We start from the raw sequence: 25805 nt of genomic DNA on the forward strand, positions 1-25805 counted from the left end.
TCAGCGTTCCAGCGCCGGCGCCACGGCGGCAAGCGTGCGTACCGTGGCGCCCCGATGCAGCCCGGCGAAGGTCTGCGCATGCGCGCGCATATCCGCAAGCCGAGCCCGATCGGCAAGCACGCTTGCCGCGGTACGCATCAGCGCGTCGGCATTGTCCACGCGCAGGCACGCTCCCGCGGCAATCGCGTCATCGGTGGCCTGCGCAAAGTTGAAGGTATGCGGGCCGATCAGCACCGGGGTGCCGACAGCGCAGGCTTCAATCAGGTTCTGCCCGCCCAGCGGCAACAAGCTGCCGCCGATAAACGCGAGGTCCGACGCGGCAAAGTACATCGCCATCTCGCCCATCGAATCACCAAGCAACAGGTCGGCAGCCAATGGCGACCGCACGCCAGCAAGGTCCAGGTTGCTGCGGCGCTCGACCGAGAAGCCCGCTCGCGCCGCCATGGCGGCGACCTCATCGAAGCGCTGCGGGTGACGCGGAATCAGCAGCAGTGCCGGGCGCGGGACACCGCCCGCCAACGACTCCCAGCGTGCGAAGGCATCGAGCAGCATGGCCTCTTCCCCCTCGCGCGTACTGGCCGCCGCCAGCACCGCGCGTGCGCCGAAGACTTTGCGCAGCTGCCCGCCCAGCGCCACACCGGTCGGCGCTGGCTGCATGTCGAACTTGAGGTTGCCGGTAATCTGCACCGCCCGCACACCCAGTGCGCGAAAGCGCTCGGCATCGCCGGCGGTCTGCGCCAGCACGCCGGCAAAGTCGCCATACATCGCCGCCGCGGCGCGACCGAAGCGTGCCGTGCGCCGATAACTGCGCGGCGACAAGCGCGCGTTGACCAGGTACAGCGGCACGCCTGCCTTGCGCGCGCCATGGACCAGGTTCGGCCAGACCTCGGTCTCCATCAGCATGCCCGCCTGCGGCCGGAAATACCTCATGAAGCGCCGCACCAGCCAGGGCAGGTCATACGGCAGGTAGCACTGGAGAATGCGCGGCTCCTGGCCGAACAACTGGGCGCCAGTCTGGCGGCCGGTCGGCGTCATATGCGTCAACAGCAAGCGGTGATGCGGATGCGCGGCGAGCAGCGCTTCGATCAGCGGCTGGGCCGCCCGGGTCTCGCCCACCGACACGGCGTGAACCCATATCCACGGCCCTTGCTTCGGCAGGCTGCCATATGCACCGAGACGCTCGCCGACATGCTGCAGGTAGCCGGGCTCCTTGCGGGCACGCCAAGCCAGGCGCAGCAGCGCCAGCGGCAACACCAGCACCCACAACAAGCTATAGAGAACACGCAGCATCAGGCCGGCACTCCGCGCACGCGGCAAGCTGCCTCGTAGACTTCTTCCACCGAAGGCACCACGCCGTCGTCGCCGACATTGGCAATGCGTTCCGACCAATAGCCTTCCGTCTTCCAGCGCCATGTGGCGGTATAGATTTCCACGGTGGGCCGGCACAGCGCCGCGGCGATATGGACCAGGCCGGTATCGACGCCGATCACGACTTCCGCGCGGTTGATCAGGCCAAAGCCCTGCATGACCGAGAAGCGTGGCAACACCTGCGCCCGCGGCACGCCGGCAGCGATGGCTTCGGCAGCCTGGCGTTCCTTGTCATTGCCCCACGGCAGCAGCATCACCAGGCCCGCTTCATCCAGGCGCTTGCCCAGTGCGTGCCAGTTCTGCAGCGCCCATTTCTTGCACGCCCCCGCGGTCGCATGGAAACACACCGCATAGCGAGGCGGCAGGCCCGCCCACAGCGGATCATCGACCGACAACGTCTGCGCCGCCGACCCGAAGAACAATGGAGGCTCTGCCGGCGCGACACCCGTCAGCGCCGCGCCAAGCAGGCGCGAGCGGCGCACCGAATGGGTCTGGCGCGGCACGGCCACCGGGGTGGTGTAGAGCAGCCGCGCCGCCGGCTCATAGCCCGAGCCCTGCGTGGCATTGCCGAGCCCGATGATCGGCGCGCCCGGCGCGCGCGCGGCGACGCGTGCGACTACCGCGGTCTTCAGCAGGCCCTGGCTTTCGATCACGGCGTCATAACGCTCCTGCCGCAAGGCGTTACGCACCGCGCCGATCTCGCGCCAGGTGCCGCCCTGCAGCAGGCGCTTGCGCCAGCGCCGCAGCGCGAACGGGATGACCCGGCGCACCTCGGGCAGCAGGCGTACCAGGTCGACGTAACCTTCTTCCACGACCCAGTCGATCTCGGCACCGGGCCAGCGCGCGCGCAAATCGTGCACCAGCGGCATGTTGTGCACCACGTCGCCAAGCGACGATACCTTGACCAGCAGAATGCGCGGCCGCTCGGGCAGCGCAAAAGGCACCGCGGCCGGCATGGGCTGTGCCACACCGGCCGCGTCAGACGATGCCGCAGGCACCGTCGTGCGCTCAGAACGGGAGCTGAGCATCCGGCTTCTCGGCGAGAATCACGCGCTTGAACTCGGCCTGGATGCGCGCCAGTGCGGCGTCGTTGTCGGCTTCGAAGCGCATCACCACCACCGGCGTGGTATTGGACGGACGCGCCAGGCCAAAGCCGTCGGCGTATTCCACCCGCACGCCGTCGATGGTGATCACTTCGCGCGCACCGTCGAACCTGGCGTTTGCGCGGATCTTGTCGAGCAGCGTGAAGGGCTCGCCCTCGGCGCACTTGAGCTGCAGTTCCGGCGTGTTGTTCGCGTTCGGCAACGCGTTCAGCACCGCGCTGGGGTCCGCGTGGCGCGACAGGATTTCCAGCAGCCGCGCGCCGGTGTACAGGCCGTCGTCAAACCCGTACCAGCGGTCCTTGAAGAAGACATGGCCGCTCATCTCGCCGGCAATCGGCGCGCCCGTTTCCTTCAGCTTGGCCTTCACCAGCGAATGGCCCGTCTTCCACATCAGCGGCTCTCCGCCGTGCTGGCGGATCCACGGTGCCAGCTTGCCAGTGCATTTGACGTCGTAGATCACCTGCGCACCCGGGTTGCGCGCCAGGATTTCCTCAGCAAACAGCATCAGCTGGCGGTCCGGGAAGATCACCTGCCCGTCCTTGGTCACCACGCCAAGGCGGTCGCCGTCACCGTCGAAGGCCAGGCCCAGCTCGCAGTCGGTCTCGCGCAGGGTCTTCATCAGATCCTGCAGGTTTTCGATATGCGCCGGATCGGGATGATGGTTGGGGAAGTTGCCGTCGACCTCGCAGAACAGTTCGACCACTTCACAGCCCAGACCGCGGAACAGGTCGCCGACGAAGGCGCCCGCCACGCCATTGCCGGCATCGAGCGCGATCTTCATCGGCCGGGACAGCTTGACGTCTCCAACGATACGCGCGAGATACTTTTCGCGCACATCGACTTCTTTGTACGCGCCTGCGCCCTGGGTGAACGCGCCGGCGTCGATGCGCTTGCGCAAGTCCTGGATCTGCTCGCCGTAGATCGCCCGGCCCGCCAGCACCATCTTGAAGCCGTTGTAGTCGGGCGGGTTATGGCTGCCGGTGACCATGATGCCGGAGGTCGGGCGTACACCATCGATTTCGATATTGGTCGCGAAATAGACCATCGGGGTCGCGACCATGCCGAGATCGAGCACGTCCAGTCCGGTGGCGCGCAGCCCCTCGACCAGGCCACCAATCAGGTCCGGGCCGGAAAGACGGCCATCACGGCCGACGGCGATCGAGGTCTCGCCAAGCTCCACGGCGGCGGAGCCGAACGACAAGCCGATCTGGCGCGCGACGTCGCGGGTGAGCGTTTTGCCCACGATGCCGCGAATGTCATAGGCTTTGAAGATGGAGGGATCGATTTGGAAAGTGGCCATAAGGGTCCAAGTGTCGAGGTGTCGAAGGGCTATTCTACCCTCCGCCCCAAGGATGCCCGCCGCGAAAACGCGGCGATAAGCCGCTGGCGGGTGGCCCGAGAAGTATGGTTCGACCTTTGCACCCCATCGCGTAGATCTATGTTCATCGCCTGCTGGACTAAAATCTCGCTTCTTCGACGGCGCAGACAGTTCACATGGCAAGACACACAAACAGCACACAAGCGGCGGTCAGTGTACACCGCATTCCGGTATTTCTTATTTCACGCAACGGCGTCCGCACGGCTGGGGGTGTCGAACGCGTGGTCCAACTGGTTCAGGAGGCGTTGAGCAGAGACGGTATCGGCGTCACCTTGGTGGATGAAGCAAGCATCACCCCTCCCTGGCTGGCGTTCGGTCGGTTCGGCCAGTTCGTGTTTCCAGTCTGGGTATCGCTATGGCTATGGTGCAAGCGCTTGGCTGGACGGCGGTTTATCACAATTTCGAACTCTTCCTATACGCCGCTCTACCCCGCTGAGGTAATCATTGTCCATGGCTCGGCAGCGGGTTATATCAAGGCTCTTGCCGGCACGGGCAAGCGCTTCCTCGGGATGCGCATGATGGCGTGCCTCGAAGCCATGTCCATGCGAGCTGCCAAGCGCGTAGCCTGCGTGTCGGAAACCGTACGGGACTTCGCGGTGGATCTTTACCAAATTGCGCCCGGTAAATGCGAGGTGGTCCATAACGGCATTGATACGTCGATATTCCGGCAGACGCCCAAATTCAGTGGCAACCGCGTGAGGCTCGGATTTGCCGGCCGCTTGGAATTCGGCAAGGGCCTGCCATACCTGATCGAGATAGCTCGCTGGGTTGAATTGCAAAAGGACTTCAGCCTCGTGATTGCGACTATCAATGACGCCCCCCCGGAATTGGCGAACCTGGCCAATGTCACGATCATGAAGCAGGTATCCCCGGAAAACATGGGCCAGTTCTATGACAAAATTGACGTGTTCCTGTTGCCCTCCTTGTTCGAGGGCTTCGAACTGGTGACGCTCGAAGCCATTGCGTCCGGGGTTTGCGTTCTAGGCACACAAGTCGGCGCGTGCAAATTATTCCTCGAGCAGGGTAATCCGTGGGTGCGCGAATTGCCCAGGCACCCTGCGGATTTTCCGCGCGCCGCTCCAGCCTTGATCGGTGAACTGCGGAAAAATTACAATCCGCAAGCCATGAACACCTTTATGTCCGTCCATTTTTCGACCGAGCGCTTTACGACGCAGATCCGCCGCATGGCGCTCGAGGTGCAGCCATGAAAGTCTTGCTCGTTTCGCCAAACGGACTTCAGGAACTGTCGGGCGGGGGTCTGTACCTGCGATCCATCGCCCAAGCGCTGTGTGAAGCGGCCGCTGTGTCGGAGGTGGTAATCATGAGCAAGGAGGTCGGTCAGTCCCAAGCTTTTGATGCACCGCCTCATTGCACCACTGTCTACCTCGAGAAAAATGCGCGCCGTGATATCGCCGCGCGAGCCATGCTATCGCCGACATATCTGGCCACTCACCGAAACGCCATTCTGCGGCACGCGACCGGGGTAGATCTGGTCCTGCTTCACAACTCGCGATGCGGGCCGCTGCTGGAATTTCTGCGCGCGAGGCTTCCGCAAAAGCGCTTCGGCGTCATCAGCGACAATGTCGAGGCCGCGTTGAAGCGCGGGCATGACAGCGATAACGTTCATCAACGGATAATAAATGCACTGGAAACGTGGATCATCGGTCGCGCGGAGGCGATGTGCCTGAAAGCCGACTTTGTGACATTTATTACCGAAGCGGACCAGCAACTATTTCAGTCCGAGTACGGAGCCATCAAGCGGTCAATGGTGCTTCCCATCACAGTACCCCGGGGTGAATGCACAGCCATGAGGCGGGCCGGCAGCCCCGTCACCATTCTCTTCACCGGCCACTTCGGCTTCGCACCCAATCAGAAAGCGGTTGCGGACTTTGCCACGGTGGCGCGACTGTTCAAAACCAGGCATCCGGGCACGTCAGTGCGGTTCGTCGCCGCGGGTGCCCACGCGGCTGCAGCAGCCTCTGCCTATCAGCAGATAGAAGTCGTGGACTCCCCGAGCACAGCGCAGATGGCAGAGCTGTTTGCCTCAACTACGATATATCTCGCACCGGTAAGCTGGGGAAGCGGGATGAAGACTAAAGTCGCCGAGGCGCTCTCCTATGGGCTGCCAGTTGTATGCATGCCTAATGCTGCGGTGGGTTACGAGGCTGCCCTGAATGATCCTCACTTCAGTGCGGCTGTAAGTGTGGTAAGCGACCCACAACAAATGGCTAGCACTCTTCACGATTTGTTACAAGACCCCGAACTGCAGGTGCCGCGGCGGGCTGCATGTGAAGCCTTCGATGCTCTATACTCGCTCGCATCTCAAACCAAGCGACTGGAAACGTTACTGTCCGCGCCATGACGCAGCATCCCCGAACACCCCTCGTCAGCATCATCACGCCCGTCCATAACGACGGCCAATATATCGGTGCGAGCGCAGATGCCATTTGCAATCAGACAATGGGGGATTTCGAGTGGCTGCTGATCGACGATGCGTCCGGCCCGGAAACGGCGGGGATTCTAGCCCGCCTAAGTGCGACGGATTCGCGTATTCGTGTGGTTACACTGCCGGTCAATGGCGGCCCCGCGCAAGCGCGCAATGCCGGGGTGAGAAGTGCCAAGGGCGAATTTATCGCATTTTGCGATGCCGACGATATCTGGGATCCGAAGAAGCTGGAATATCAATGCTGCTTCATGCGAGAGCATAACGTTGATTTCAGTTATCACGACTACGTTTCCTTTGAAGACGGTAGCGGCCGTCCCATGGCACAGATCGGCGGCCCGGACCGGCTGACCTTGTTCTCGCACAACGCCCGGCGTGGCGTTGGCTGCCTTGCCGTAATGATCCGTCGCAGCATGGTCAGGTCCACGCTGTTTCCCAAGATGCCGGCAGGCATGATTGCTGAAGATTTTGCCGCTTGGGCGAGCCTGCTTCAGGCGGGCGTCGAAGGACGGCGTTTGCCTCAGGTGCTGGCCTGGTATCGGGTCCGCAAACGCTCCTTTTCCTCAGACAAGCTGCGTTCGGCCCGCTCGGTCTGGTTCATCATGCGGTCGCTGGAAGGCTTTGGAAAAATAACGTCGACATTTTTCCTTGCCTGCTTCGCCGGCAGCGTATTCTCCTCGCGCGTCCGTGCGCGGCTCGCAGGTCCTCGTCGTTCGCTTGCTGCACCTCCATGGCATTGAACGTCCTGCTATCCGGCCTGGGCGTCTTGATCAAGCTGTTATGCGGACTTATCACCAATAAGGTCCTTTCCGTTCAGCTTGGCCCGGCAGCGTTCGGTGTCTGGGGCAATGTCTTTAGTCTGAGCACGCTGTACTCTGCTTTTTCAAATGGTGGCATTGGCCAGGGGCTGGTAGCGCGGCTTTCCAAGCCGGAGCAGGCTGACATATCGCGCCAGCGCTGGCTCGCAGGCGGCCTGGCATTTGCCTTGGCGGTGCCCATAATGATTGCGGCGTTCCATGCAGCGTTCCGCCAGGCGGACGTGGTCACAGGGAGCCGTGCCCTGACGCCGCTACTGGTGTTGATACTCGCGCTTTGCGCAGCGATATCGCTGCACATCCAGTCGGCCACGCTCGCAAATAATGGAGCCGGCACCAATTCTTTTGTAGTCGCCGTTGGCGGAATGCTGAGCCTTGCAGCGTATTTCCTGTTAGTCCGTCCCGGTTCTGTCGAGAGTGCGGCGCGAGCCCTTGTGGTGGGCGCCACATTAATCTTGCTGCTGTGGTTGATCGCGGCACGTGCCACGAGAGTACCTTGGATGCCCAATGGAGGCCTGCGCCAAGCAGACTGGCACACAATCCGAGAGTTGGTTCCCTACGTGGGCATTGCGCTGGCGCCGGCCTTGGTCGGCACGGCTGCGATCCTGGCCGTTCGCGCCACCGTTGCTGCCGAAGCCGGCGCTGCCGCCGCGGGCCTGTGGCAAGGCATGTTCCGTCTTTCCGACGCAGTGATTGCGCTTGCGCAAGCCGTCGTCGCTTACGTGCTGTTGCCCGCGGTGTTTCGCGCCGAGTCGCCGCGTCGCGCTTTGAAGGGACGTTTCCGTGCATATGCCTTGCTGATTGGCGCGGGATATGCCTTCGGCGCCCTTATTCTCTGGTTTGCCTCTGCGCATGTGGTCAGGCTTTTGTACTCCGATCAATACGATGCCATTGCCGGCTTGCTATGGATTGAATTGATGGGTGACGCGCTCAAGGCACTAGCCATGCCGCTCGTGACGTTCTTTATCTATGAGCGCCGCTTGCGCCTGTCCTGGGGACTAGAATTGCTGTTTTCCTGCAGTTTCCTGATCGGCTGCCAGGTACTGATACGTCATATGGGCTTGGCAGGAGCGGCTTGGGCATATGTCGCGGCTAACTTCGCACTGCTTATGGTGGCTAGCGCGGTCTTCTTAGGAAATCGCGATGCATAGCGCACTGGCATTGATGAGCGGCATTCTGATAATAGCCAACCTCGCGAGCATGGCCGCGGGCGACCTCAGCATCCAGGCGCCGCTGACCGTCCTGACCTTTGTTGTCTGTCTCGGCCAAACTTGCGCGGCATCGCCCAATCGCGTGAACCCCGGCAGCCTGCTATGCCTGACAACAGGCGTTTTTCTGCTCGGTCGGTTCCTCGTTTCCTATGTATTCGGATGGGGCGATTTCCGCCAGGCTGACTGGTTTATGGTCGGCCCAATGGATTTGGTCATCCTCAGCAGGGCGTTAGCGGCGGTCTGCCTGTTTTTATTGGGAGCTGCCATAGGAACGGGCAAGCTCGGTGAACTCAATACGCAGCCCGATCCGAAACTCGGTGTCATCGCACTGCGCATGGGCTTGCTGCTAGCCCCATTCGCGGTGTATCGCATGTACGCGAACGTCAGTTTCTGGCTCAGCGGCAATTATCTCAGCATGTACCTCGATGGAGGGCCGGGCGGCCTGCCCTATGCGTTGGGCGGCTGGGCCATCTTGTCTGTCTTCGCCTTCCTCGCGTCCCGGCCCGCACGCGCCCCGGCCTGGGTGGCATTCATGCTTGGCATCCTGCTTTGCGCCATAGAGACCTTGAAGGGTGCGCGTGGCATCGCCATGGGACAGCTGATCGGCCTCACGTGGCTGTTCGTGTCGAGCCAGGGCATCCGCTTCTCACTCTGGAAGGCGGTTATTGCTGGCTTGGCCATGGTGATGCTTGCCGATTACGTGGGCCGGGCACGCTTTGGCATCTCTGCCGCGGATCTGCCCGCAACAGGTATGGCCGACTCGTTGCTCGGGTTCTTTTTCAGCCAGGGAGTATCACTTATCTTTCTGGTTGCCATGCTGGAGAACCTGCAGGGATTTGTTCCCGGCATAGATGGCATTCGCTCGACATTCGCTCTGATCGTTGACAACTTTCACCGATTGTTTGGCAGTCTGCCTGCAGGCCAAAGTGAGGATTTTGCACGCCTCACCGCTAGCCTTGCCCATCGCCTTGCTTATATGGTGAATCCCGAAATGTACCTGTCCGGCATGGGCATGGGAGGTTCGGCCGTGGCCGAGTCACTGCTCTACTCCTCGCTGTTTGGGCCGTTGTGTGCAGGCCTGGTGACCGGACTCATATTGAAACTGCTGTTCCATGCAGGCCGCAATTCCTCGGCTGGCCTGTTCGTACTGGCCAGTACGTTTCCTTTTCTGCTGCTGGTCCCCCGTGAGACACAGTTGTATTTTCTGATCCCATTGATCAAGGCAAGCATTTTTGTAGTGCTCGCGGCAACCTTTGCAAAGCGTCATGCAAGCAACTAAACGAAAAGTTACGGTGGTCATCCCGACCTATAAGCGGGCACACTTGCTTGCCGAAACCATTCCGACGTACTTGCAGCCGGATGTTGAGGAATTGATCCTCGTCGACGATTGCTCGCCCGACGACACTACGGCGGTTGCGCAGAAGCTGATGCAGACATATCCCCGCATCAGTTACTTGCGGAATGAAACCAACAGCAAGCAGACGGTGTCCAAGAATCGCGGCAAGACGCTTGCCGAAACAGACTATATCTATTTTGGCGACGATGACTCCATCCTTTCGGACGGCGGAATCGCCATGCTACTGGAGAGCGCAGAGAAAAGCGGTTGCGAAATTGTCGGCGCCTCTGCGCTATACCTGCGCAACGACGCCGATACGTTGAGGTCAATCCTGGCGAGACGAAAGCAGGTTGACAATGCCGACGCTATCGTGAATCTCAGCGAATTGCATTTCGACTGCTCTACTACCACGCGCGCGCCGATTGAGTTGCCGGTCTGCCAGGCCTCCTTTCTCATTCGCACCGAAGCGGCACGCTCGGTGGATTTTGACACTGGTTATGTGGGCAACTGCTATCGCGAGGAAACAGATTATCTTATTCGCTGCCGCGCATTGGGCTATCGGATTATCTATGACTCACGAGTTACGCAAATCAATTTACCGCCGTCAAAAGCAACCGGTGGAGCACGCGGTAGAGGACGATTGTCTTACGAAGGTTATGCCCTGTACAATACGGTTCGCTTTATTCTCAAGAATCAATCCATCCTCACACAACTGGACCATCGCTGCCGCTCCGGTGCGATGATCAGTCGTTACATCATGGGCCGAATCCGCTCGGCCATGGCGCGATTCAAGGCGCCGGCACAGTAAAAGGGATTGATGTGAAGTCCAAACTGATCACCGTTATTCTCGCGGGTGGTACCGGCACGCGCCTGTGGCCGGTCTCACGCGAATCCTTTCCGAAGCCTTTTGCCAGCCTGGTAGGCGATAACTCCCTGCTCGAACAGACGCTGGCGCGAGCCGAGGCCATTGGCAGCAATGAAATCGCTGTCGTGTGCAATCGCGAGCACCAGTTCCTTGTGCAAAATGTGCTGGCCGACGTTAGCGTGCCATGCCGACTATTCCTAGAACCGGAACCGCGGAATACGGCGGCAGCAATGGCGGTCGCATGCATCGAAGCGACAGCGCAGGATGGTGCTGACACTGTTCTGCTTGCCATGCCAGCTGACCACCGGGTCAACGATGTGGACGCCTTCCGTCGGACCTGCGGCGAAGCTGTGCGGCTTGCCGAGCAAGGCTACATCATGACGTTCGGCATCGAACCCACGCGCCCCGAGACCGGCTATGGCTATCTCGAATCCGGAGACGCGCTGGCCGGAGGCGGATTCAAAGTCGCCCGCTTCATTGAAAAGCCTGAGCTGGAAGTCGCGATGCGACTGGCGACCTCCGGCCGGCATTTCTGGAACGGCGGCATCTTCTGTTTCAAGGCCGGCGTCCTGCTTCAGGCTCTGGACCAGCATGCACCGGATATTCTGGCTCAGGCACGCCTGGCCGCAGCGAAAGCAGAGCGTTCGCCCAACGGCGACAGGTGTCCTACCGTCCAGTATCGGGCCGACGAGTTCAGCGGTATTCGCTCGGAGTCTATTGATTACGCGGTCATGGAAAAGGCCGGGAACCTGGGCATGGTCCCCGCGGCCTTTGACTGGAATGACGTCGGTTCGTGGCCGTCGGTCTTTGCCGAAGCCGAAGTGCGCGACGTCGACGGCAATGCCGTCCGTGGCGATGTTGCGCTGGTGAATTCGCGCAATGTGTCGGCACGTGCGGAATCCCGGCTGGTCGCCGCTGTCGGGGTGGAGAATCTCATCATTGTGGAAACGGCCGACGCAGTGCTGGTGCTCAATCCCGAGCACGCACAATCGGTGAAGACACTGGCGGAAGGGCTAAAGCGTGAAGGCCACGCTTGCCACGACACGCACCTGACCGTCTACCGGCCCTGGGGCACTTACACCGTGCTCGAAGAAGGGCCCGGCTTCAAGATTAAGCGCATCGTGGTCAATCCTGGCAAGTCCCTGTCATTGCAACTTCACCACCACCGGAGCGAGCACTGGGTCGTTGTGTCGGGTGTCGCCGTGGTCCAGATCGGCGATGAGGAATTTACCACGTACCCGAATGAATCGCGTTTTATTCCAATCGGACAAAAGCATCGGCTCACGAACCGGACGGGAGACGATCTGGTCATGATCGAAGTGCAATGCGGCCAATATCTTGGCGAGGACGACATTGTCCGTTTCGCCGACCACTACGGCCGTCAATAAGGCGATCCACACCCATGACTCCAGACCGCACCCGAGATAGCCGCGACTCCGGCTTGTCGACATAACAACTGCGGCAAAACTCTACGCAACCATGTTCAATTTAAGCATTGGTTTTGTTGTATCCATGCTAGTAACCGCGTGGATTGTTCACTACGCGCATCTGCACCAGAATTTCTCCGCCGACAAGGACCTCAGCGGCGCCCAGAAATTCCATACCCGTCCGGTACCACGTATCGGCGGGACCGGCATCGCGATCGCCCTCGTGGTTCAATCTATCGCGCTTTATTTCAAAGAAGCGCCCCAAGCGGCGAAATTTGCGCTCCTGGTCCTGTCCGCGGTACCGGCGTTTGCCGCTGGGTTCGTGGAGGACATTACCAAACGCGTATCACCGCGAGCCAGGCTGATGGCGACCATAACAGCCGCGCTGGTGGCGGTCTGGCTGCTCGATGCGCGCGTGACCCGCATTGACGTTGCGGCCGTGGACAACCTGATGACTATTCTGCCCTTGTCCATCGCCATTACCGCCCTCGCCGTGGCCGGCGTGGCAAACGCAGTCAATATCATTGACGGTTTCAACGGCCTGGCCGCCATGGTGTCGGCTATGATGTTCATGTCGATGGCCTACGTGGCCGCTCAGACCGGCGACACGCTGATTGTGTCGATCTCTCTGACCATGGCTGGCGCTATTTTCGGCTTCTTCCTCTGGAACTTCCCTGCAGGGCTGGTTTTCCTTGGTGATGGCGGCGCTTACCTGATTGGCTTCATCCTGGCAGAGACGGCTGTGATGCTGGTGATGCGCAACCCTGGCGTGTCGGCTTGGTATCCGGTACTGATGCTGATCTACCCAATTTTTGAAACACTGTTTTCGATCTACAGGAAAAAGATGCTGCGCGGCATTTCGCCCGGCATTCCCGATGGTGTGCACCTGCACATGCTGATTTACAAGCGACTGATGCGGTGGGCTGTAGGTAGCAAGGACGAAAGGCAACGCCTGAAGCGGAATTCGATGACCGCACCTTATCTGTGGTTACTGAGCCTGTTGGCTGTATTGCCAGCCAGCCTGTTCTGGAGCAACGGCGTCGTGTTGTGCGTTTGCATTGGTATCTTCGTGATCGTCTATGTCTGGCTGTACTGGAGTATCGTGCGCTTCAAGACGCCACGTTGGATGATTATCAAAAAAACAGAGAAATGACTGCTGCTAATAATACACCCATGGAATACCGCGACATAACCAAGTCGATAAGCGTCGACGATGTCGTTGATTTCAGCGCACGCCACGCAATCAAAATCGTCATTAGCACTATCGCAGGTGCGGTGTTAGCTGTCGGCCTGGCCGTTTCCATTCCCAAGCAGTGGTCCGCTTCGGTCGAACTCCAAGTGGGTCAGTTTTACTCCACTGGCGTAACCGGTCCGGTGGTTACACAAATTGAGACACCTTCCAGGACGGTGGAACGGCTTAAACTCCCGGCGTTTGTGGATCAGGTACTCACACGCTTGAATTTGCCGCTGGATCTCGGCGCCAATGATGAGGCGTCGCTGATTCGCAGCTCGGCCGACGTACGCGTGATGCGCAATGCTGATCTGGTTCAGATCACGCTGAATGGGAATTCCCCCGAAGCGGCGCTCAAGCATGCGGAGGCCTTCCGCGATACGCTGATCGAGGCCCATCGCAGCCTCGCTCAACCATCCATGGACAAGTTGACACTTGAATTGAAGGAAGTGGATCTTTCACTGACCAAAGAGAGCGAGCAACGCGACCGGCTCGACAAGCTGGCACAGGAACAGCAACGCCTTGGTGCAGCCGGAAGATTCTCCGAATCCGTGTTGCTGGCCCAAATGATTGCTGCCAATGACGCCCAGATCCGGGATTTACGCCTGCGCCGCGCGGCACTCATGGAACAATCGAATCCGAACCGCACCTTCAATACGCGTGTCATCGGTCCAATGAGTGTCAGCAAGCGCCCGGTCTATCCGATGAAAAGCAGGTTTGCCGTTGCCGGCGCCGTCCTGGGTGGTCTGGCTGGCGTGGCAATTTCGCTGCTGATTGACCTTTCCCGTCGCCGCACTCGCACTAGCGTCTAATTCGGTACCTAGCAACGGGGGCGTGGCATCCGATGACAGCCTAGAACTGACTGTATCTTGGCGCTAACGGCCCGAAGACTTCCGCCTGGGCCAGCGGTCTTCCTGCAATATCCTTGGGGGCGAGGATGGCGAGTCCCTCCAGCGGCCATTCCACCCCTATCCCCGGATCGTTCCATAGCAACGTTCTCTCGTTTTCGGGGTACCAGTAGTCGGTCGTCTTATAAAGAACTTCCGCGTGCCCGGATAAGACCAGGAAACCGTGGGCGAAGCCCTCGGGTATCCACAGTTGCTTCCTGTTCGCAGCCGAGATGTTCAGCCCCGCCCATTTGCCGAAAGTGGGTGATTCACGCCGGATGTCCACAGCGACATCGAAGATCTCTCCTGCAACAACGCGAACGAGCTTGCCTTGTGGGTGGCATACCTGGTAATGCAGACCCCGCAGGACATTGCGCGCGGAGCATGAATGGTTGTCCTGGACGAAAGTTCGCCGGATACCGGTCGCCTGCTCGAACTTCCGGGCATTGAAGGTCTCCATGAAAAAACCGCGTTGGTCGCTGACCACCTCAGGTTCGAGCACCAGCACATCTGGCAGCGCTGTAGGGGTAGCAGTGAGAGTCATCTAACCTGATCCGTAATGATGTGCCGAAGATATTCGCCATAGCGGTTCTTGTCGAGCGAAGCGGCAATCTCCAGCACTTTGTCAGAGGTGATCCAACCGTTGCGGTACGCAATCTCTTCGGGGCAGGCGACCATCAGGCCTTGTCGGTGCTGCAGCGTTGCGATAAAGCTCGCCGCATCTAGCAAGAATTCTGGCGTGCCGGTGTCCAACCAGGCATAACCGCGCCCCATGATCTCGACATCGAGCTGGCCGGCCCGCAGATATTGGTTGTTGACGTCGGTGATCTCGAGTTCGCCGCGCGCCGATGGCCGGATTCCTGCGGCGATGTCGCATACCTGGTTGTCGTAGAAATAGAGGCCGGTCACCGCGTAGTTGGAGCGCGGTTTGTGCGGCTTTTCTTCCAGCGACACGGCGCGAAAGTCCGCGTCGAATTCCACCACGCCATAGCCCTCGGGATCCTGTACGTGATAGGCGAATATCGTGGCGCCCTCCGTCCGCCTGGCGGACCGTCTGAGCTGTGCCACCAGATCGTGGCCGTAGAAGATGTTATCGCCGAGTATAAGCGTCGACGGATGATTGCCGATGAAATCCTTGCCGATGATGAAGGCGTGCGCCAGCCCGTCCGGCGATGGCTGCACGGCATATTGGAGGTTGATGCCCCAGGCGCTGCCATCGCCCAGCATCTCGGCGAAGCGCGGCGTGTCCTGCGGCGTGGAGATGACCAGGATGTCACGGATGCCGGCCAGCATCAGGGTGGACAGCGGGTAGTAGATCATCGGCTTGTCGTACACAGGGAGCAGTTGCTTTGATACCGACCGCGTGATGGGATAGAGCCGAGTGCCGGAACCTCCGGCGAGGACGATGCCTTTACGCATGGGAGTCTCGTTCAGCAAGGATCTGGTCCAGCAGATGGCGCACCCCTTCTTCCCATGGAGGAAGGTGAATGCCGAAAGTCTGGCGCACCTTTGCTGTATTTAGCCGTGAATTGGCCGGCCGTGGCGCCGCGGCGGCGTACTCGGCCGCGGAAATGCCATCGATATTGTCAGGCCCGGCCTTCAGGGCGATGCCGCGTACCGCCGCATGGCGAAGGACTTCCTTCGCATAGGCATGCCATGTGGTCTCGCCGGCAGCGGCCAGATGGTAGATACCCGCAGCAAAGTTAGCCCGGTTTCCATACAGCCAGTGGCGCGCAATGATCTGGGCGGTTACGTCGGCAATCAACGCTGCCGATGTTGGCGCGCCATGCTGGTCGGCCACCACCCGAAGGCTGTCGCGCTCGCTGGCAAGGCGCAGCGTGGTCCTGGCGAAATTGCTGCCGTGCGCTCCCGCCACCCAGGACGTGCGCAGGACCAGGGCTGGAATACCTGCCGCGGCGATCGCCGCTTCTGCGGCCAGCTTGCTCTTGCCATACACCGAGCGCGGATTGACGGGGTCGCTTTCGACATAGGGACTGTCCTTGCTGCCGTCGAACACATAATCAGTGGAATAGTGAACCAACAGCGAACCCATGGCGCGAGCTTCTTCGGCCAGCACCTCCACGGCCTCCGCGTTGATGGCAAAGGCGAGCGCGGGCTCAGCTTCCGCCTTGTCGACCGCTGTGTAGGCCGCAGCATTGACAATTACGTCGGGGCAGTGTTGGCGAAGCACGCGGCGGATCTGTTCGGGGGCGCCAAAGTCGCACGTGGATCGATCAAGCGCGACGACATGGCCCAGCGGCGCCAAGCTGCGTTTCAGTTCGAAGCCGACCTGTCCGTTGCTGCCGGTAACGAGAAGCTTGGGGGTTTCCCTGCTATGCGGCATATTGCTTCGCCACCCAATGGCGATATTCGCCGGACAGCACCTCCTGCACCCAGTCCTGGTTGCGCAGGTACCAATGCACGGTCTTGTGCAGGCCGGAATCGAAGGTCTCGGCCGGCTTCCATCCGAGTTCCCGCGCGAGCTTGCTGGCATCGACAGCGTAGCGCCGGTCATGACCGGGGCGATCTTTGACGAACGCGATCTGGTTTCGGTACGACCCGGAGGCCTTGGGCTTCAGAGTATCCAGCATGTCGCAAAGCGTCTGCACCACCTCGAGGTTGGTCTTCTCGTTCCAGCCGCCGACGTTGTACGTTTGACCGGAGCGGCCGCGTGCTAGCACCTCGCGGATGGCCGCGCAGTGGTCGCCGACGTAGAGCCAGTCGCGCACGTTCAGGCCATCGCCATAGACGGGCAGCGGTTTGCCAGCCAGGGCCCTGGTGATCATCAGCGGAATCAGCTTCTCGGGAAGTTGGAATTGCCCGTAATTGTTGGAGCAGTGGGTCGTGAGCACCGGCAACCCATAGGAATGATGGTAGGCGCGGACCATATGGTCCGATGCCGCCTTCGAGGCGGAATACGGGCTGTTGGGCTGATATGACGAGGTTTCCGAGAACGGTGGGTCAGCCGGGCCGAGCGAGCCAAAGACTTCATCGGTGGAGACGTGCAGAAAGCGGAATGCGGCCCGGGTTGGGACGTCAAGTCCTCGCCAATAGGCGAGGACCGCTTCGAGCAGGGTGTGCGTGCCCACCACGTTGGTCTGTACAAAGTCAGCCGGCGCATCGATAGAGCGATCGACGTGGCTTTCCGCGGCAAAATGCAGGACTGCGCGTGGCCGATAGGACTGAAGTAGGCGGGTTATCTCTGCACCGTCGCAGATATCGGTTTGCGAAAAGATGTGCCGAGGATCGCCTTCGACGGCAGTCAAGCTTTTGCGGTTGCCTGCATAGGTCAGCTTGTCGACATTGACAATCGCGTCGGCGCCATCCTGGCACAGCCAGTCGAGGACGAAGTTGGCGCCGATGAAACCTGCACCGCCTGTAACCAAAATGTGCGACAACGCTTGCTCCTGCCAATTTGTGTCGACAAAACCACCCTCCATGCCTGGAAAACTACGGCCATGTATCCCAGAAAGGAGGCTATTCTATCTGCCGACATAACCATCCTACGATCGCCGCAGTTCGTTGGGTAGCCTCAGGCAACAGGCACCGCAACGGACGCGATGCGGCTTACCCTAATGACGATTCGCAATGCATCTCAAGCATCACCCTGCGCCGTTGGCGACCTCCAGGGCTGTGCGCCCTCTCTCAAGGCTCTCCTGGAACGACTCGATCCGAAAATACCGCTGCGCTTCGTCGGTGACCTGATCAATCGCGGACCCGCCGCGGTGCGCACGCTGCGGACCGTCCGTGCACTTGGCGTGCGCGCCGAAACCGTTCTCGGCAACCACGACATCCACCTCCTCGCCGTAGCCGCCGGCGTCCGCAAGAAAGGAAAATCCGACACGCTCGACGACATCCTCGCTGCACCCGATTGTGAGGACTTGCTCACCTGGCTGCGCCATCGCCCCTTGGCCCTGCTGGAAAACAACTTCCTACTGGTCCACGCCGGTGTCCTCCCCCAGTGGACTGCCGCCCAGGTCCTCGACCTCGCCCACGAAGTCGAAGCCCAACTCCAGGGCCGCAACTGGCAAGACTTCCTCGCCAACGTCTTCGGCAACACCCCCGACCGCTGGCACGACGGCCTGCGCGGTATCGAGCGGCATCGCGTGGTGGTCAATGCCCTTACCCGGCTGCGCTATTGCACCGTCGACGGCGTGATAGATTTCAAGACCAAGGAAGGCCTGGGCAAGGCGCTCGACGGCTTTATGCCGTGGTTCGATGTGCCGGGACGGCGAACCCGGGATGTGACCGTGGTGTGCGGACACTGGTCGACGCTGGGCCTGGTGATGCGGCCAGACCTGATGTCGCTGGATACCGGCTGCGTCTGGGGCGGCAAGCTGACGGCTGCCCGCATGGCGGCGGATCCCGCCGAGCGGACCGTGGTCCAGGTCGATTGCCCCCAATATTGTGATCCGTTGGCCTGAGGCGCAGTCCCGCATCGGCGGGAAGGAAAATTGTGTCAACTGATGGCGGCGGAGGCTGCCACGGGTTCGGCCCTAGGCCTGGCGGGCTGATTCAGCCGCTCGACCGTGGCGGCTGCCTCGTCGGCCGCACCCCGTGCGAGATGCTGCACGACCTCGCGCGCGGCGCTTGCCAGCTCGCGGCGGTCGGAAGATGCCGGCCCCAGCGGTGGGCCGATGACGACCCGCGCCTTGATGCGCGGAGCGCGAAGGACGGCGTTCAGCGACTGCAGCAGCGTGGTGTCGTCAATGTAGGCTGCCGCCAGCGTGGGCTCGCCGGTGGCCGCGTCCAGGTAGTTCAGTCCGACTGGCTGCACCGGCAGGCCACCGGAAATCGGCGCCTGCATCAGGTTGGCATGGAACGGCAGCACGCTGGTCCCATCCGTCGTCGTCCCCTCCGGAAACACCCCCACCAGATCCCCCTGCAACATCACATCCGTAATGTCATGCAGCACCCGATGCGCATCCCGCTTGCGCCCGCGTTCGATGAAGATGGTGCCGGTCTTCTCGCACAGCCACCCAACCAGCGGCCAGCTGCGGATTTCCGATTTGGCGACAAACCGCACCGGCTGCCAGCTGTGGATCACGTAGATATCCAGCCAGGAAATGTGGTTGGACACCACCATCGCCCCCTGCCGCGCCGCACCGTTGTGCGCAGCGCCGGTGGCGTCGACCACCTCGACTTCCACCCCGCAGATCCGCAACAGCCGCCGCGACCAGCGGCGGATATGCCATTCGCGGGAGCGCACGCCCAGCCACGGGAACAGCAAGGCGCACGTCAGCAACCCGCGCAGCAGGTGCAGGACCAGTGCGGTCTTGCGCAGCCAGATCATGCCTGGGCGTGGTTGCCGTAGACGACTTGCCCGCCGACCAGGGTCATGCGGACCTTGCCTTCCATTTCGTAGCCGAGCCACGGCGAGTTCTTGCCCTGGCTCTTGAGGGAGCGGCGCTCGACCTTCCACACTTGCTTCGGATCGAACACGCACACGTCTGCGGCGCTGCCGACGGCGAGGGTGCCGGCCTTGAGGCCGATGACGCGGGCCGGTTCGGCGGTGATGCGGGCCAGCGCCTGGGCCAGCGGGACCTTGTGCTCGCTGGCCCAGCGCAGGGTCAGCGGCAACAGCAGTTCCAGGCCGGTTGCGCCGGGCGAGGCTTCGGCGAAGGGCAGCAGTTTTTCGTCGTCGTCCACCGGCGTGTGGTCGGAGCACAGGGCGTCGATGGTGCCGTCGGCCAGCGCGGCGACGATGGCGTCGCGGTCGCGCGGGCTGCGCAGCGGCGGCGAGAAGCGCATTTGCGAGTTGAAGTAGCCGATATCCATGTCGGTCAGCGAGACGTGGTGGATATTGACGTCGCAGCTCACTTTCAGGCCTTCGCGCTTGGCCTGGCGCACCAGTTCCAGGCCGGCGGCGGACGACAGCCGGCACAGGTGAACGCGGGCGCCGGTGCTGCGCATCAGTTCGAAGATGGTGTGCAGGCGCACGGTCTCGGCGATCACCGACACGCCGGACAGGCCCAGGCGCGAGGCCACGGCACCGCTGGCGGCGACGCCGCCGCCCAGGAACGGGTCTTCCGGGCGCAGCCAGACGGTGAAGCCGAAGGTCTGCGCGTATTGCAGCGAGCGCAGCAGCACCTGGGTATTGCGCACCGGCGCCTCGGCCTGGCTGAAGCCGACGCAGCCGGCCTCGGTCAGCTGGCCCATCTCGGTCAGGGTTTCGCCCTTCAGGCCCAGCGTCAGGGCGCCCAGCGGGTAGACGTGGGTCTGGTTGAGAGTGCGGGCGCGGAACTTCAGCATTTCGACCAGGCCGGGCTCGTCGAGCACGGGGTCGGTGTCGGGCGGGCAGACCAGGCTGGTCACGCCGCCGGCGGTGGCGGCGGCCACTTCGGATTCGAGCGTGGCCTTGTATTCGTAGCCGGGCTCGCGCAGGCGCGCGGACAGGTCGACCAGGCCGGGGCACACGATCAGGCCCCGGGCGTCGATGGTCTTGTTGGCGGTGAAGTCCGCCGGGGCGCTGCCGACGCCGACGATCTTGCCGGCGGCAATAAAGAGGTCCTGCGCGGCGTCGGTGTTGCTGGCCGGATCGATCAGGCGGCCGCCCTGGATGTGAATCTTCATAGCTTGGCTTGTCGTGTCGCTTGGCTGGTTCGGTGTGTTGTGGCTCGACTGCGTCATTCGTAACCGCTCATTCGTCGCTATTGCCCGCCACGATGCCCATCACCGCCATGCGCACGGCGATGCCGAAAGTGACCTGGTTCAGGATCACCGATTGGGGGCCGTCGGCCACGGCGGAGTCGATTTCGACGCCGCGGTTCATCGGGCCCGGGTGCATCACGATGGCATCGGGCCTGGCCAGCGCCAGGCGCTCGGGAGTGAGGCCATAGGCCTTGAAATATTCCTGCGCGGAGGGCAGCAGCGCGCCGCTCATGCGCTCGTTCTGCAGCCGCAGCATGATGACCACGTCCACGCCCTTCAGGCCCTCTTCCATGTTGTGGAACACGCGCACGCCCATCTGCTCCAGCCCGGACGGCAGCAGCGTGCGCGGGCCAATGGCGCGCACTTCGGGCACGCCCAGCGTGGTCAGCGCGTGGATGTCGGAACGGGCCACGCGCGAGTGCAGGATGTCGCCGACGATGGCCACCGTCAGGTTGGTGAAGTCCTTCTTGAAATGCCGGATGGTGTACATGTCCAGCAGGCCCTGCGTCGGATGCGCATGGCGGCCGTCGCCCGCGTTGATCACGTGCACGTGCGGCGCGACGTGCTCGGCGATCAGGTACGGTGCGCCCGAACTGGCATGGCGCACCACGAACATGTCGGCGGACATGGCCGACAGGTTATTGATGGTGTCCAGCAGCGACTCGCCCTTGCTGGTCGACGAGGCGTTGATGTTCAGGTTCAGCACGTCCGCCGACAGCCGCTTGGCGGCGATCTCGAAGGTGGTGCGGGTGCGGGTGGAGTTCTCGAAGAACAGGTTGAACACGCTCTTGCCGCGCAGCAGCGGCACCTTCTTGACATCGCGGTCGGAGTCGGACAGCGAGACGAACTGGCTGGCGGTGTCGAGGATGTGCGTGATCATGTCACGCGACAACCCCTCGATCGACAGCAGGTGCTTCAGTTCGCCGTTCTTGGTGAGCTGCGGGTTGCGGAACGTCTTGGTCATGGCTGGTCGGGCGCGGGCAAAAAACGGGAGGTGGTCTGGTCTCGGGGCGGGGTCTCGGGCGCGCGGGCGCCCCTGGCATCGGTGCCGGTTTAGCCAGTGGCGGAATCGGTAGGTTCGGTCGTGAAGGCGAATCGCGCAGCGGCGCCTTCGCCCTGGCGCGATAGCACCAGGGTCGTGCCGGGCGGCAGCGCCATCTCGGCGGCGCACAGGTCGGCGCCGATCGGCAGCTGGCGGCCGCCGCGGTCGACCAGCACGCCCAGCGCCACGCGCGCGGGGCGGCCATAGTCGAACAGCTCGTTGACGGCGGCGCGGATGGTGCGGCCGGTGGCCAGCACGTCGTCGATCAGCAGGATGTTGCGGTCATCGACGGCAAATGGCAGCGTGGTCGGTTCGGCCTGGCTATGCAACCCCTTCTTGGCATAGTCGTCGCGATGGAAGGCCACGTTGATCACGCCATGCTCGGGCAACTGCAAGTCCGCGGCCAGTCGCGCAGCAATCCATGCCCCGCCGGAATGGATGCCGGCCACCGACCAGCGCGCGCGCTCGGCCTCGGGGATCAGGGCCTGGGCCTGGTCCAGCAGCTTGCGGTACAGCGACTCGGCGTCGGGAACGGAGATCTGCGTCATAGCGGGAATTGGTCGAAATACTGTTGCAGGATGATGCGGGCGGCCTCGGCATCCAGTTCACCGCGGCGGGCGCCGGCCATCGACGCGGCGCGCGAGGTATAGCGCTCGTCAACCCACTCCACCGGCAGGCCGAAGCGGCCGTTGAGCTGGTTGCCAAAGCGCCGCGCCAGCTTCATCGACGGCTGCTCGCCGCCTTCGGGGTTGACCGGCATGCCGACGATCAGCTGCACCGGGTTCCATGCCTGGATCAGCGCCGCCACGGCCTCGAAGCGGCCTTCCACGGTGATGTTGGGGAGGATGGTCAGGGCACGCGCCTCGCGCGTGATGAAGTTGCCCAGCGCGACGCCGATCTTTTTTTCGCCGTAGTCAAATGCCAGGACCGTGCCGTCGCGGGGCAGTTCACGCCCCACGGCATCAGGCATGCCCGGCCTCGCCGGACAGCATGGTGAAGTCGATGCCGAGCAGCCGGATGGCGGCGGCAAAGCGCTCGTCGGGCGGGACGCTGAAGATGATCTCGGGATCGGCCTGGACGGTGAGCCAGCCGTTGCGGCTGAGTTCTTCCTCCAGCTGGCCGGCGCCCCAGCCGGAATAGCCCAGCGTCAGCAGGAAGCGGTGCGGCCCGCTGCCGTTGGCCACGGCCTCCAGCACGTCCTTGGAGGTGGTCATCTCGAGCCCGCCGGGCACGGCCAGCGACGAGACATAGACACCCACCGGGTCGTGCAGCACGAAGCCGCGCTCGGTCTGCACCGGGCCGCCGAAATAGACCGGCTGGTGCGCCACGGGCTGGATCTCGAGCTTGAGGTCGATCTTGTCGAACAGCGTGGCCATGTCGATGTCGATGGGCCGGTTGATCACCAGCCCCAGCGCGCCACGCTCATTGTGTTCGCAGAGATAGACGACGGAACCCGAAAAGGTCGGATCGGCCATGCCGGGCATGGCAATCAGGAACTGATTGGTCAGATTGATGGGTGCTTCGGGCTTCGCCATGCCTTGCATTTTATCAAATCGCCGGGGGTCTTCCGGAAAAGATTGGCGTGCGTTCCAGTGCAGCAATGGGCGCTCCGCCATCCGCCGCCGCCGCGGCGAGGCTTAGGCCTTGCTAGTCAGCGCGGCCAGTTCGTCCGCCGTCAGCCAGCGCCACTCGCCTTCGGCCAGTGCCGGATCGAGCTGCAGGCTGCCGATGGCGCTGCGGTGCAGCGCGTCGACGTGGTTGCCCGCGGCCGCGACCATGCGCTTGACCTGGTGGTACTTGCCTTGCACCAGGGTTAGCCGCAGGCTGCGTTCGCCGGTGATCTCGCAGGCTTCCGCCGCGATCGGCGCCGGTTCGTCCAGCAGTTGCACGCCGCTGCGCAGCGCCTGCGCCTGCTCTGGCGTGACCGGCTCGGCAGTGGTCACTTCATAGACCTTGGGCACCTTGCGCTTGGGCGAGGTCTGGGCATGGATGAACTGGCCATCGTCGGTCAGCAGCAGCAGGCCGGTGGTGTCGTGGTCCAGCCGCCCCACCGCCTGCACCTCGCGCTGGCGCAGCGGCACCGGCAGCAGGTTGTAGACGCTGGGGTGATGGCGCGGGCGCTGCGAGCACTCATAGCCGGTGGGCTTGTTCAGCATCAGGTAGGCCTTGGTGCAAGCCAGCCATGCCTCGCCGTCGACAGTCAGGCGCAGGCCATCCACGTCGAATTGCGCGCGCGGGTCTTCACACAGTTCGCCGTTGACCTCGACCAGCCCGGCAGCGATCAGGTCGCCGCAGTAGCGGCGCGTGCCAAAGCCCTGGGATTGGAGAATGCGGTCGAGAGTCATGGTGCTTCTTTTGTGGGTGGTGTCGGGACATACGGCCGGCGGCATGCCGGCCGGGTACCGCTATGTTAGGGTATCGGCGCGATCGGCCCGGCTTTCCACACTTTCGGCTTCGGCAAACCAGTCAGACAGGCACGCGAACATGCAGGCAGCAGGCAACCCCGCTACATCCCGGCCACCGTACCGGATCGGCAAGACCTTTGCGCGGGGGCTGGTCTGGTTCCGGCGCGACCTGCGCGCCACCGACCACGCGGCGCTGCATTATGCCCTCAGGCACTGCGCACAGGTGTCGTGTGTGTTCGTGTTCGACCGCGACATCCTCGATCCGCTACTGGTTCGCGGGCTGCAGGCCGACCGGCGGGTCGAGTTCATCCGCCAATCGCTGCTGGAGCTGGCGCAGGCGCTGGGCGGGGCCGGCGGCGGCCTGATCGTGCTGCACGACCGCGCGCAGACCGCCATCCCGCTGCTGGCACGCAAACTGGAAGCCGAGGCGGTCTTCGCCAACCACGATTACGAGCCCGCCGCCAACGCACGCGACGAAGCGGTGCGCCAGGCGCTGACGGCGCAGGCCTGCGCGCTCTTTACCTTCAAGGATCGGGCAGTCTTCGAGCGCGACGAGATCCTGAACGGCCAGGGCAGGCCATTCGCGGTGTTCACCCCGTACAAGAATGCCTGGCTCAGGACCGTACAGCCGTTCGACCTGCGTCCTTATCCTGTCGACCCGTACCTGCCGGCGCTGGCGCCTGTACCCGCGGCGTACAGCCAGCCGGTTCCGACGCTCGAACAGCTGGGCTTTCGCGCCAGCAACCTCGCCGAGATTGCGATGCCCGCCGGCGCCTCCGGTGCGCAGGCGCTGTTCGACGAGTTCACCGGGCGCATGGGTGACTACGGCCGCCGCCGCGACTACCCTGCCCTGCGCGGCCCCAGTTACCTGTCGGTGCACCTGCGCTTCGGCACCATCTCGATCCGCACGCTGGCGCGCGCCGCGCACGAGACCATGCTGCGCGGCGGCGCCGACAGCGCCGGCGCCGCGGTGTGGCTGTCGGAGCTGATCTGGCGCGATTTCTACTTCATGATCCTGCACCACCATCCACGCGTGGCGGCGGGCGCGGCGTTCCACCCGGCCTACGACGCGATCCGCTGGCAGGATGGCGACACTGGCGAGCGCTATTTCCGCGCCTGGTGCGACGCCGCCACCGGCTACCCGCTGATCGACGCGGCGATGCTGCAGATCCGGCAGAGCGGCTATATGCACAACCGCCTGCGCATGGTCACCGCGAGCTTCCTGGTCAAGGATCTTGGCGTCGACTGGCGCCGCGGCGAGCAGTACTTTGCCGACCAGCTCAATGACTTCGACCTGGCCGCCAACAACGGCGGCTGGCAATGGGCCGCATCCACCGGCTGCGATGCGCAGCCGTGGTTCCGCATCTTCAATCCGGTGACGCAATCGCAGAAGTTTGATCCGCAGGGCCGCTTTATCCGCAAATACCTGCCGCAACTGGCGGCCTTGCCGGACAAGTACCTGCATGCGCCGTGGACCGCGCCCGAGTCGGTACTGGCCGATGCGCGCGTACGCCTGGGCGACAACTACCCGCGCCCGCTGGTGCAGCACGACGTTGCGCGCCAGCAAACGCTGCGGCGCTATGAGGTGGTGAGGCGTGCCGACAGCGCGCAGGTTGCCGGCACGGATACTGAACCCGCCTGAG

The 25805-nt window shown here is 62.6% G+C and carries 25 protein-coding genes; 11 read left to right on the forward strand and 14 right to left on the reverse strand.

From position 1 onward, the window contains the following. The 3 genes from waaA to E5S69_RS16195 are packed head-to-tail and all read right to left on the reverse strand — an operon-like array spanning nucleotide 1 to nucleotide 3771. Nucleotides 1-1290, reverse strand: a complete 1290-nt coding sequence (gene waaA / locus E5S69_RS16185; RefSeq protein ID WP_171515679.1) for a lipid IV(A) 3-deoxy-D-manno-octulosonic acid transferase — start codon at nucleotides 1288-1290, stop codon at nucleotides 1-3. Beyond that, nucleotides 1290-2396, reverse strand: a complete 1107-nt coding sequence (gene waaC / locus E5S69_RS16190; protein ID WP_171515680.1) for a lipopolysaccharide heptosyltransferase I — start codon at nucleotides 2394-2396, stop codon at nucleotides 1290-1292. The genes waaA and waaC overlap by 1 nt, the downstream gene beginning before the upstream one ends. Continuing rightward, entirely contained in the window at nucleotides 2377-3771 is a 1395-nt protein-coding gene (locus E5S69_RS16195; protein ID WP_171515681.1) for a phosphomannomutase/phosphoglucomutase, read from the reverse strand. The genes waaC and E5S69_RS16195 overlap by 20 nt, the downstream gene beginning before the upstream one ends. A gap of 194 nt (nucleotides 3772-3965) precedes the next feature. Between E5S69_RS16195 and E5S69_RS16200 the strand changes: the two genes are divergently transcribed. From E5S69_RS16200 to E5S69_RS16240, 9 genes are all read left to right on the forward strand, one after another. Continuing rightward, nucleotides 3966-5057, forward strand: coding sequence for a glycosyltransferase family 4 protein (locus E5S69_RS16200; RefSeq protein WP_171515682.1), 1092 nt, complete (start codon nucleotides 3966-3968; stop codon nucleotides 5055-5057). Further along, entirely contained in the window at nucleotides 5054-6211 is a 1158-nt protein-coding gene (locus E5S69_RS16205; RefSeq protein ID WP_171515683.1) for a glycosyltransferase family 4 protein, read from the forward strand. The genes E5S69_RS16200 and E5S69_RS16205 overlap by 4 nt, the downstream gene beginning before the upstream one ends. Continuing rightward, nucleotides 6208-7032: a glycosyltransferase family 2 protein gene (locus tag E5S69_RS16210; protein ID WP_171515684.1), complete on the forward strand. Its 825-nt coding sequence runs from the start codon at nucleotides 6208-6210 to the stop codon at nucleotides 7030-7032. Before E5S69_RS16205 ends, E5S69_RS16210 begins: the two co-directional genes overlap by 4 nt. Next, nucleotides 7023-8258 (forward strand): oligosaccharide flippase family protein, encoded by a 1236-nt coding sequence (locus E5S69_RS16215; RefSeq protein ID WP_171515685.1) that lies wholly within the window; start codon nucleotides 7023-7025, stop codon nucleotides 8256-8258. The genes E5S69_RS16210 and E5S69_RS16215 overlap by 10 nt, the downstream gene beginning before the upstream one ends. Continuing rightward, a complete protein-coding gene (wzy, locus tag E5S69_RS16220; RefSeq protein ID WP_171515686.1) occupies nucleotides 8251-9597 on the forward strand; it encodes an O-antigen polysaccharide polymerase Wzy in 1347 nt (448 codons plus the stop codon). The genes E5S69_RS16215 and wzy overlap by 8 nt, the downstream gene beginning before the upstream one ends. Further along, the gene (locus tag E5S69_RS16225; RefSeq protein ID WP_171515687.1) at nucleotides 9584-10462 is read left to right on the forward strand and encodes a glycosyltransferase family 2 protein; all 879 of its coding nucleotides are present in this window, start codon (nucleotides 9584-9586) and stop codon (nucleotides 10460-10462) included. The genes wzy and E5S69_RS16225 overlap by 14 nt, the downstream gene beginning before the upstream one ends. 11 nt (nucleotides 10463-10473) lie before the next feature. Continuing rightward, on the forward strand, nucleotides 10474-11907 hold the full coding sequence (locus E5S69_RS16230) for a mannose-1-phosphate guanylyltransferase/mannose-6-phosphate isomerase (protein ID WP_336510598.1): 1434 nt from the start codon (nucleotides 10474-10476) through the stop codon (nucleotides 11905-11907). A gap of 91 nt (nucleotides 11908-11998) precedes the next feature. Further along, nucleotides 11999-13099: an MraY family glycosyltransferase gene (locus E5S69_RS16235; protein ID WP_171515688.1), complete on the forward strand. Its 1101-nt coding sequence runs from the start codon at nucleotides 11999-12001 to the stop codon at nucleotides 13097-13099. Between the two features lie 20 nt (nucleotides 13100-13119). After that, the gene (locus E5S69_RS16240; protein WP_171515689.1) at nucleotides 13120-13989 is read left to right on the forward strand and encodes a chain-length determining protein; all 870 of its coding nucleotides are present in this window, start codon (nucleotides 13120-13122) and stop codon (nucleotides 13987-13989) included. A 40-nt stretch (nucleotides 13990-14029) separates the two neighbouring features. On the opposite strand, the gene rfbC is transcribed toward E5S69_RS16240, so the two are convergent. The 4 genes from rfbC to rfbB are packed head-to-tail and all read right to left on the reverse strand — an operon-like array spanning nucleotide 14030 to nucleotide 17462. Next, on the reverse strand, nucleotides 14030-14608 hold the full coding sequence (gene rfbC / locus E5S69_RS16245; protein WP_171515690.1) for a dTDP-4-dehydrorhamnose 3,5-epimerase: 579 nt from the start codon (nucleotides 14606-14608) through the stop codon (nucleotides 14030-14032). Next, nucleotides 14605-15483, reverse strand: coding sequence for a glucose-1-phosphate thymidylyltransferase RfbA (rfbA, locus tag E5S69_RS16250; protein ID WP_171515691.1), 879 nt, complete (start codon nucleotides 15481-15483; stop codon nucleotides 14605-14607). The genes rfbC and rfbA overlap by 4 nt, the downstream gene beginning before the upstream one ends. After that, a complete protein-coding gene (gene rfbD, locus E5S69_RS16255) occupies nucleotides 15476-16408 on the reverse strand; it encodes a dTDP-4-dehydrorhamnose reductase (RefSeq protein ID WP_171515692.1) in 933 nt (310 codons plus the stop codon). Before rfbD ends, rfbA begins: the two co-directional genes overlap by 8 nt. Further along, entirely contained in the window at nucleotides 16398-17462 is a 1065-nt protein-coding gene (gene rfbB, locus E5S69_RS16260; RefSeq protein WP_171515693.1) for a dTDP-glucose 4,6-dehydratase, read from the reverse strand. The genes rfbD and rfbB overlap by 11 nt, the downstream gene beginning before the upstream one ends. A 177-nt stretch (nucleotides 17463-17639) precedes the next feature. Here rfbB and E5S69_RS16265 point away from each other — a divergent pair, with 177 nt between their 5' ends. Next, entirely contained in the window at nucleotides 17640-18488 is an 849-nt protein-coding gene (locus tag E5S69_RS16265; RefSeq protein WP_171515694.1) for a symmetrical bis(5'-nucleosyl)-tetraphosphatase, read from the forward strand. Nucleotides 18489-18523: 35 nt separating this feature from the next. On the opposite strand, the gene E5S69_RS16270 is transcribed toward E5S69_RS16265, so the two are convergent. From E5S69_RS16270 to E5S69_RS16300, 7 genes are all read right to left on the reverse strand, one after another. Further along, a complete protein-coding gene (locus tag E5S69_RS16270) occupies nucleotides 18524-19357 on the reverse strand; it encodes a lysophospholipid acyltransferase family protein (RefSeq protein ID WP_171515695.1) in 834 nt (277 codons plus the stop codon). Further along, complete coding sequence (locus E5S69_RS16275) at nucleotides 19354-20637, reverse strand: dihydroorotase (protein WP_171515696.1); 1284 nt, start codon at nucleotides 20635-20637, stop codon at nucleotides 19354-19356. Before E5S69_RS16275 ends, E5S69_RS16270 begins: the two co-directional genes overlap by 4 nt. A gap of 67 nt (nucleotides 20638-20704) precedes the next feature. Beyond that, on the reverse strand, nucleotides 20705-21679 hold the full coding sequence (locus E5S69_RS16280; RefSeq protein WP_171515697.1) for an aspartate carbamoyltransferase catalytic subunit: 975 nt from the start codon (nucleotides 21677-21679) through the stop codon (nucleotides 20705-20707). An 89-nt stretch (nucleotides 21680-21768) separates the two neighbouring features. After that, the gene (gene pyrR, locus E5S69_RS16285; RefSeq protein WP_171515698.1) at nucleotides 21769-22305 is read right to left on the reverse strand and encodes a bifunctional pyr operon transcriptional regulator/uracil phosphoribosyltransferase PyrR; all 537 of its coding nucleotides are present in this window, start codon (nucleotides 22303-22305) and stop codon (nucleotides 21769-21771) included. Beyond that, complete coding sequence (gene ruvX / locus E5S69_RS16290; protein WP_012353630.1) at nucleotides 22302-22727, reverse strand: Holliday junction resolvase RuvX; 426 nt, start codon at nucleotides 22725-22727, stop codon at nucleotides 22302-22304. Before ruvX ends, pyrR begins: the two co-directional genes overlap by 4 nt. Beyond that, entirely contained in the window at nucleotides 22720-23292 is a 573-nt protein-coding gene (locus E5S69_RS16295) for a YqgE/AlgH family protein (RefSeq protein WP_171515699.1), read from the reverse strand. Before E5S69_RS16295 ends, ruvX begins: the two co-directional genes overlap by 8 nt. A gap of 102 nt (nucleotides 23293-23394) precedes the next feature. After that, on the reverse strand, nucleotides 23395-24102 hold the full coding sequence (locus E5S69_RS16300; RefSeq protein ID WP_171515700.1) for a pseudouridine synthase: 708 nt from the start codon (nucleotides 24100-24102) through the stop codon (nucleotides 23395-23397). 139 nt (nucleotides 24103-24241) lie between these two features. Between E5S69_RS16300 and E5S69_RS16305 the strand changes: the two genes are divergently transcribed. Beyond that, a complete protein-coding gene (locus E5S69_RS16305) occupies nucleotides 24242-25804 on the forward strand; it encodes a cryptochrome/photolyase family protein (RefSeq protein ID WP_171515701.1) in 1563 nt (520 codons plus the stop codon). Nucleotide 25805 lies beyond the last annotated feature (1 nt).

This window comes from Cupriavidus necator (assembly GCF_013141915.1).
Classification (GTDB): domain Bacteria; phylum Pseudomonadota; class Gammaproteobacteria; order Burkholderiales; family Burkholderiaceae; genus Cupriavidus; species Cupriavidus necator_B.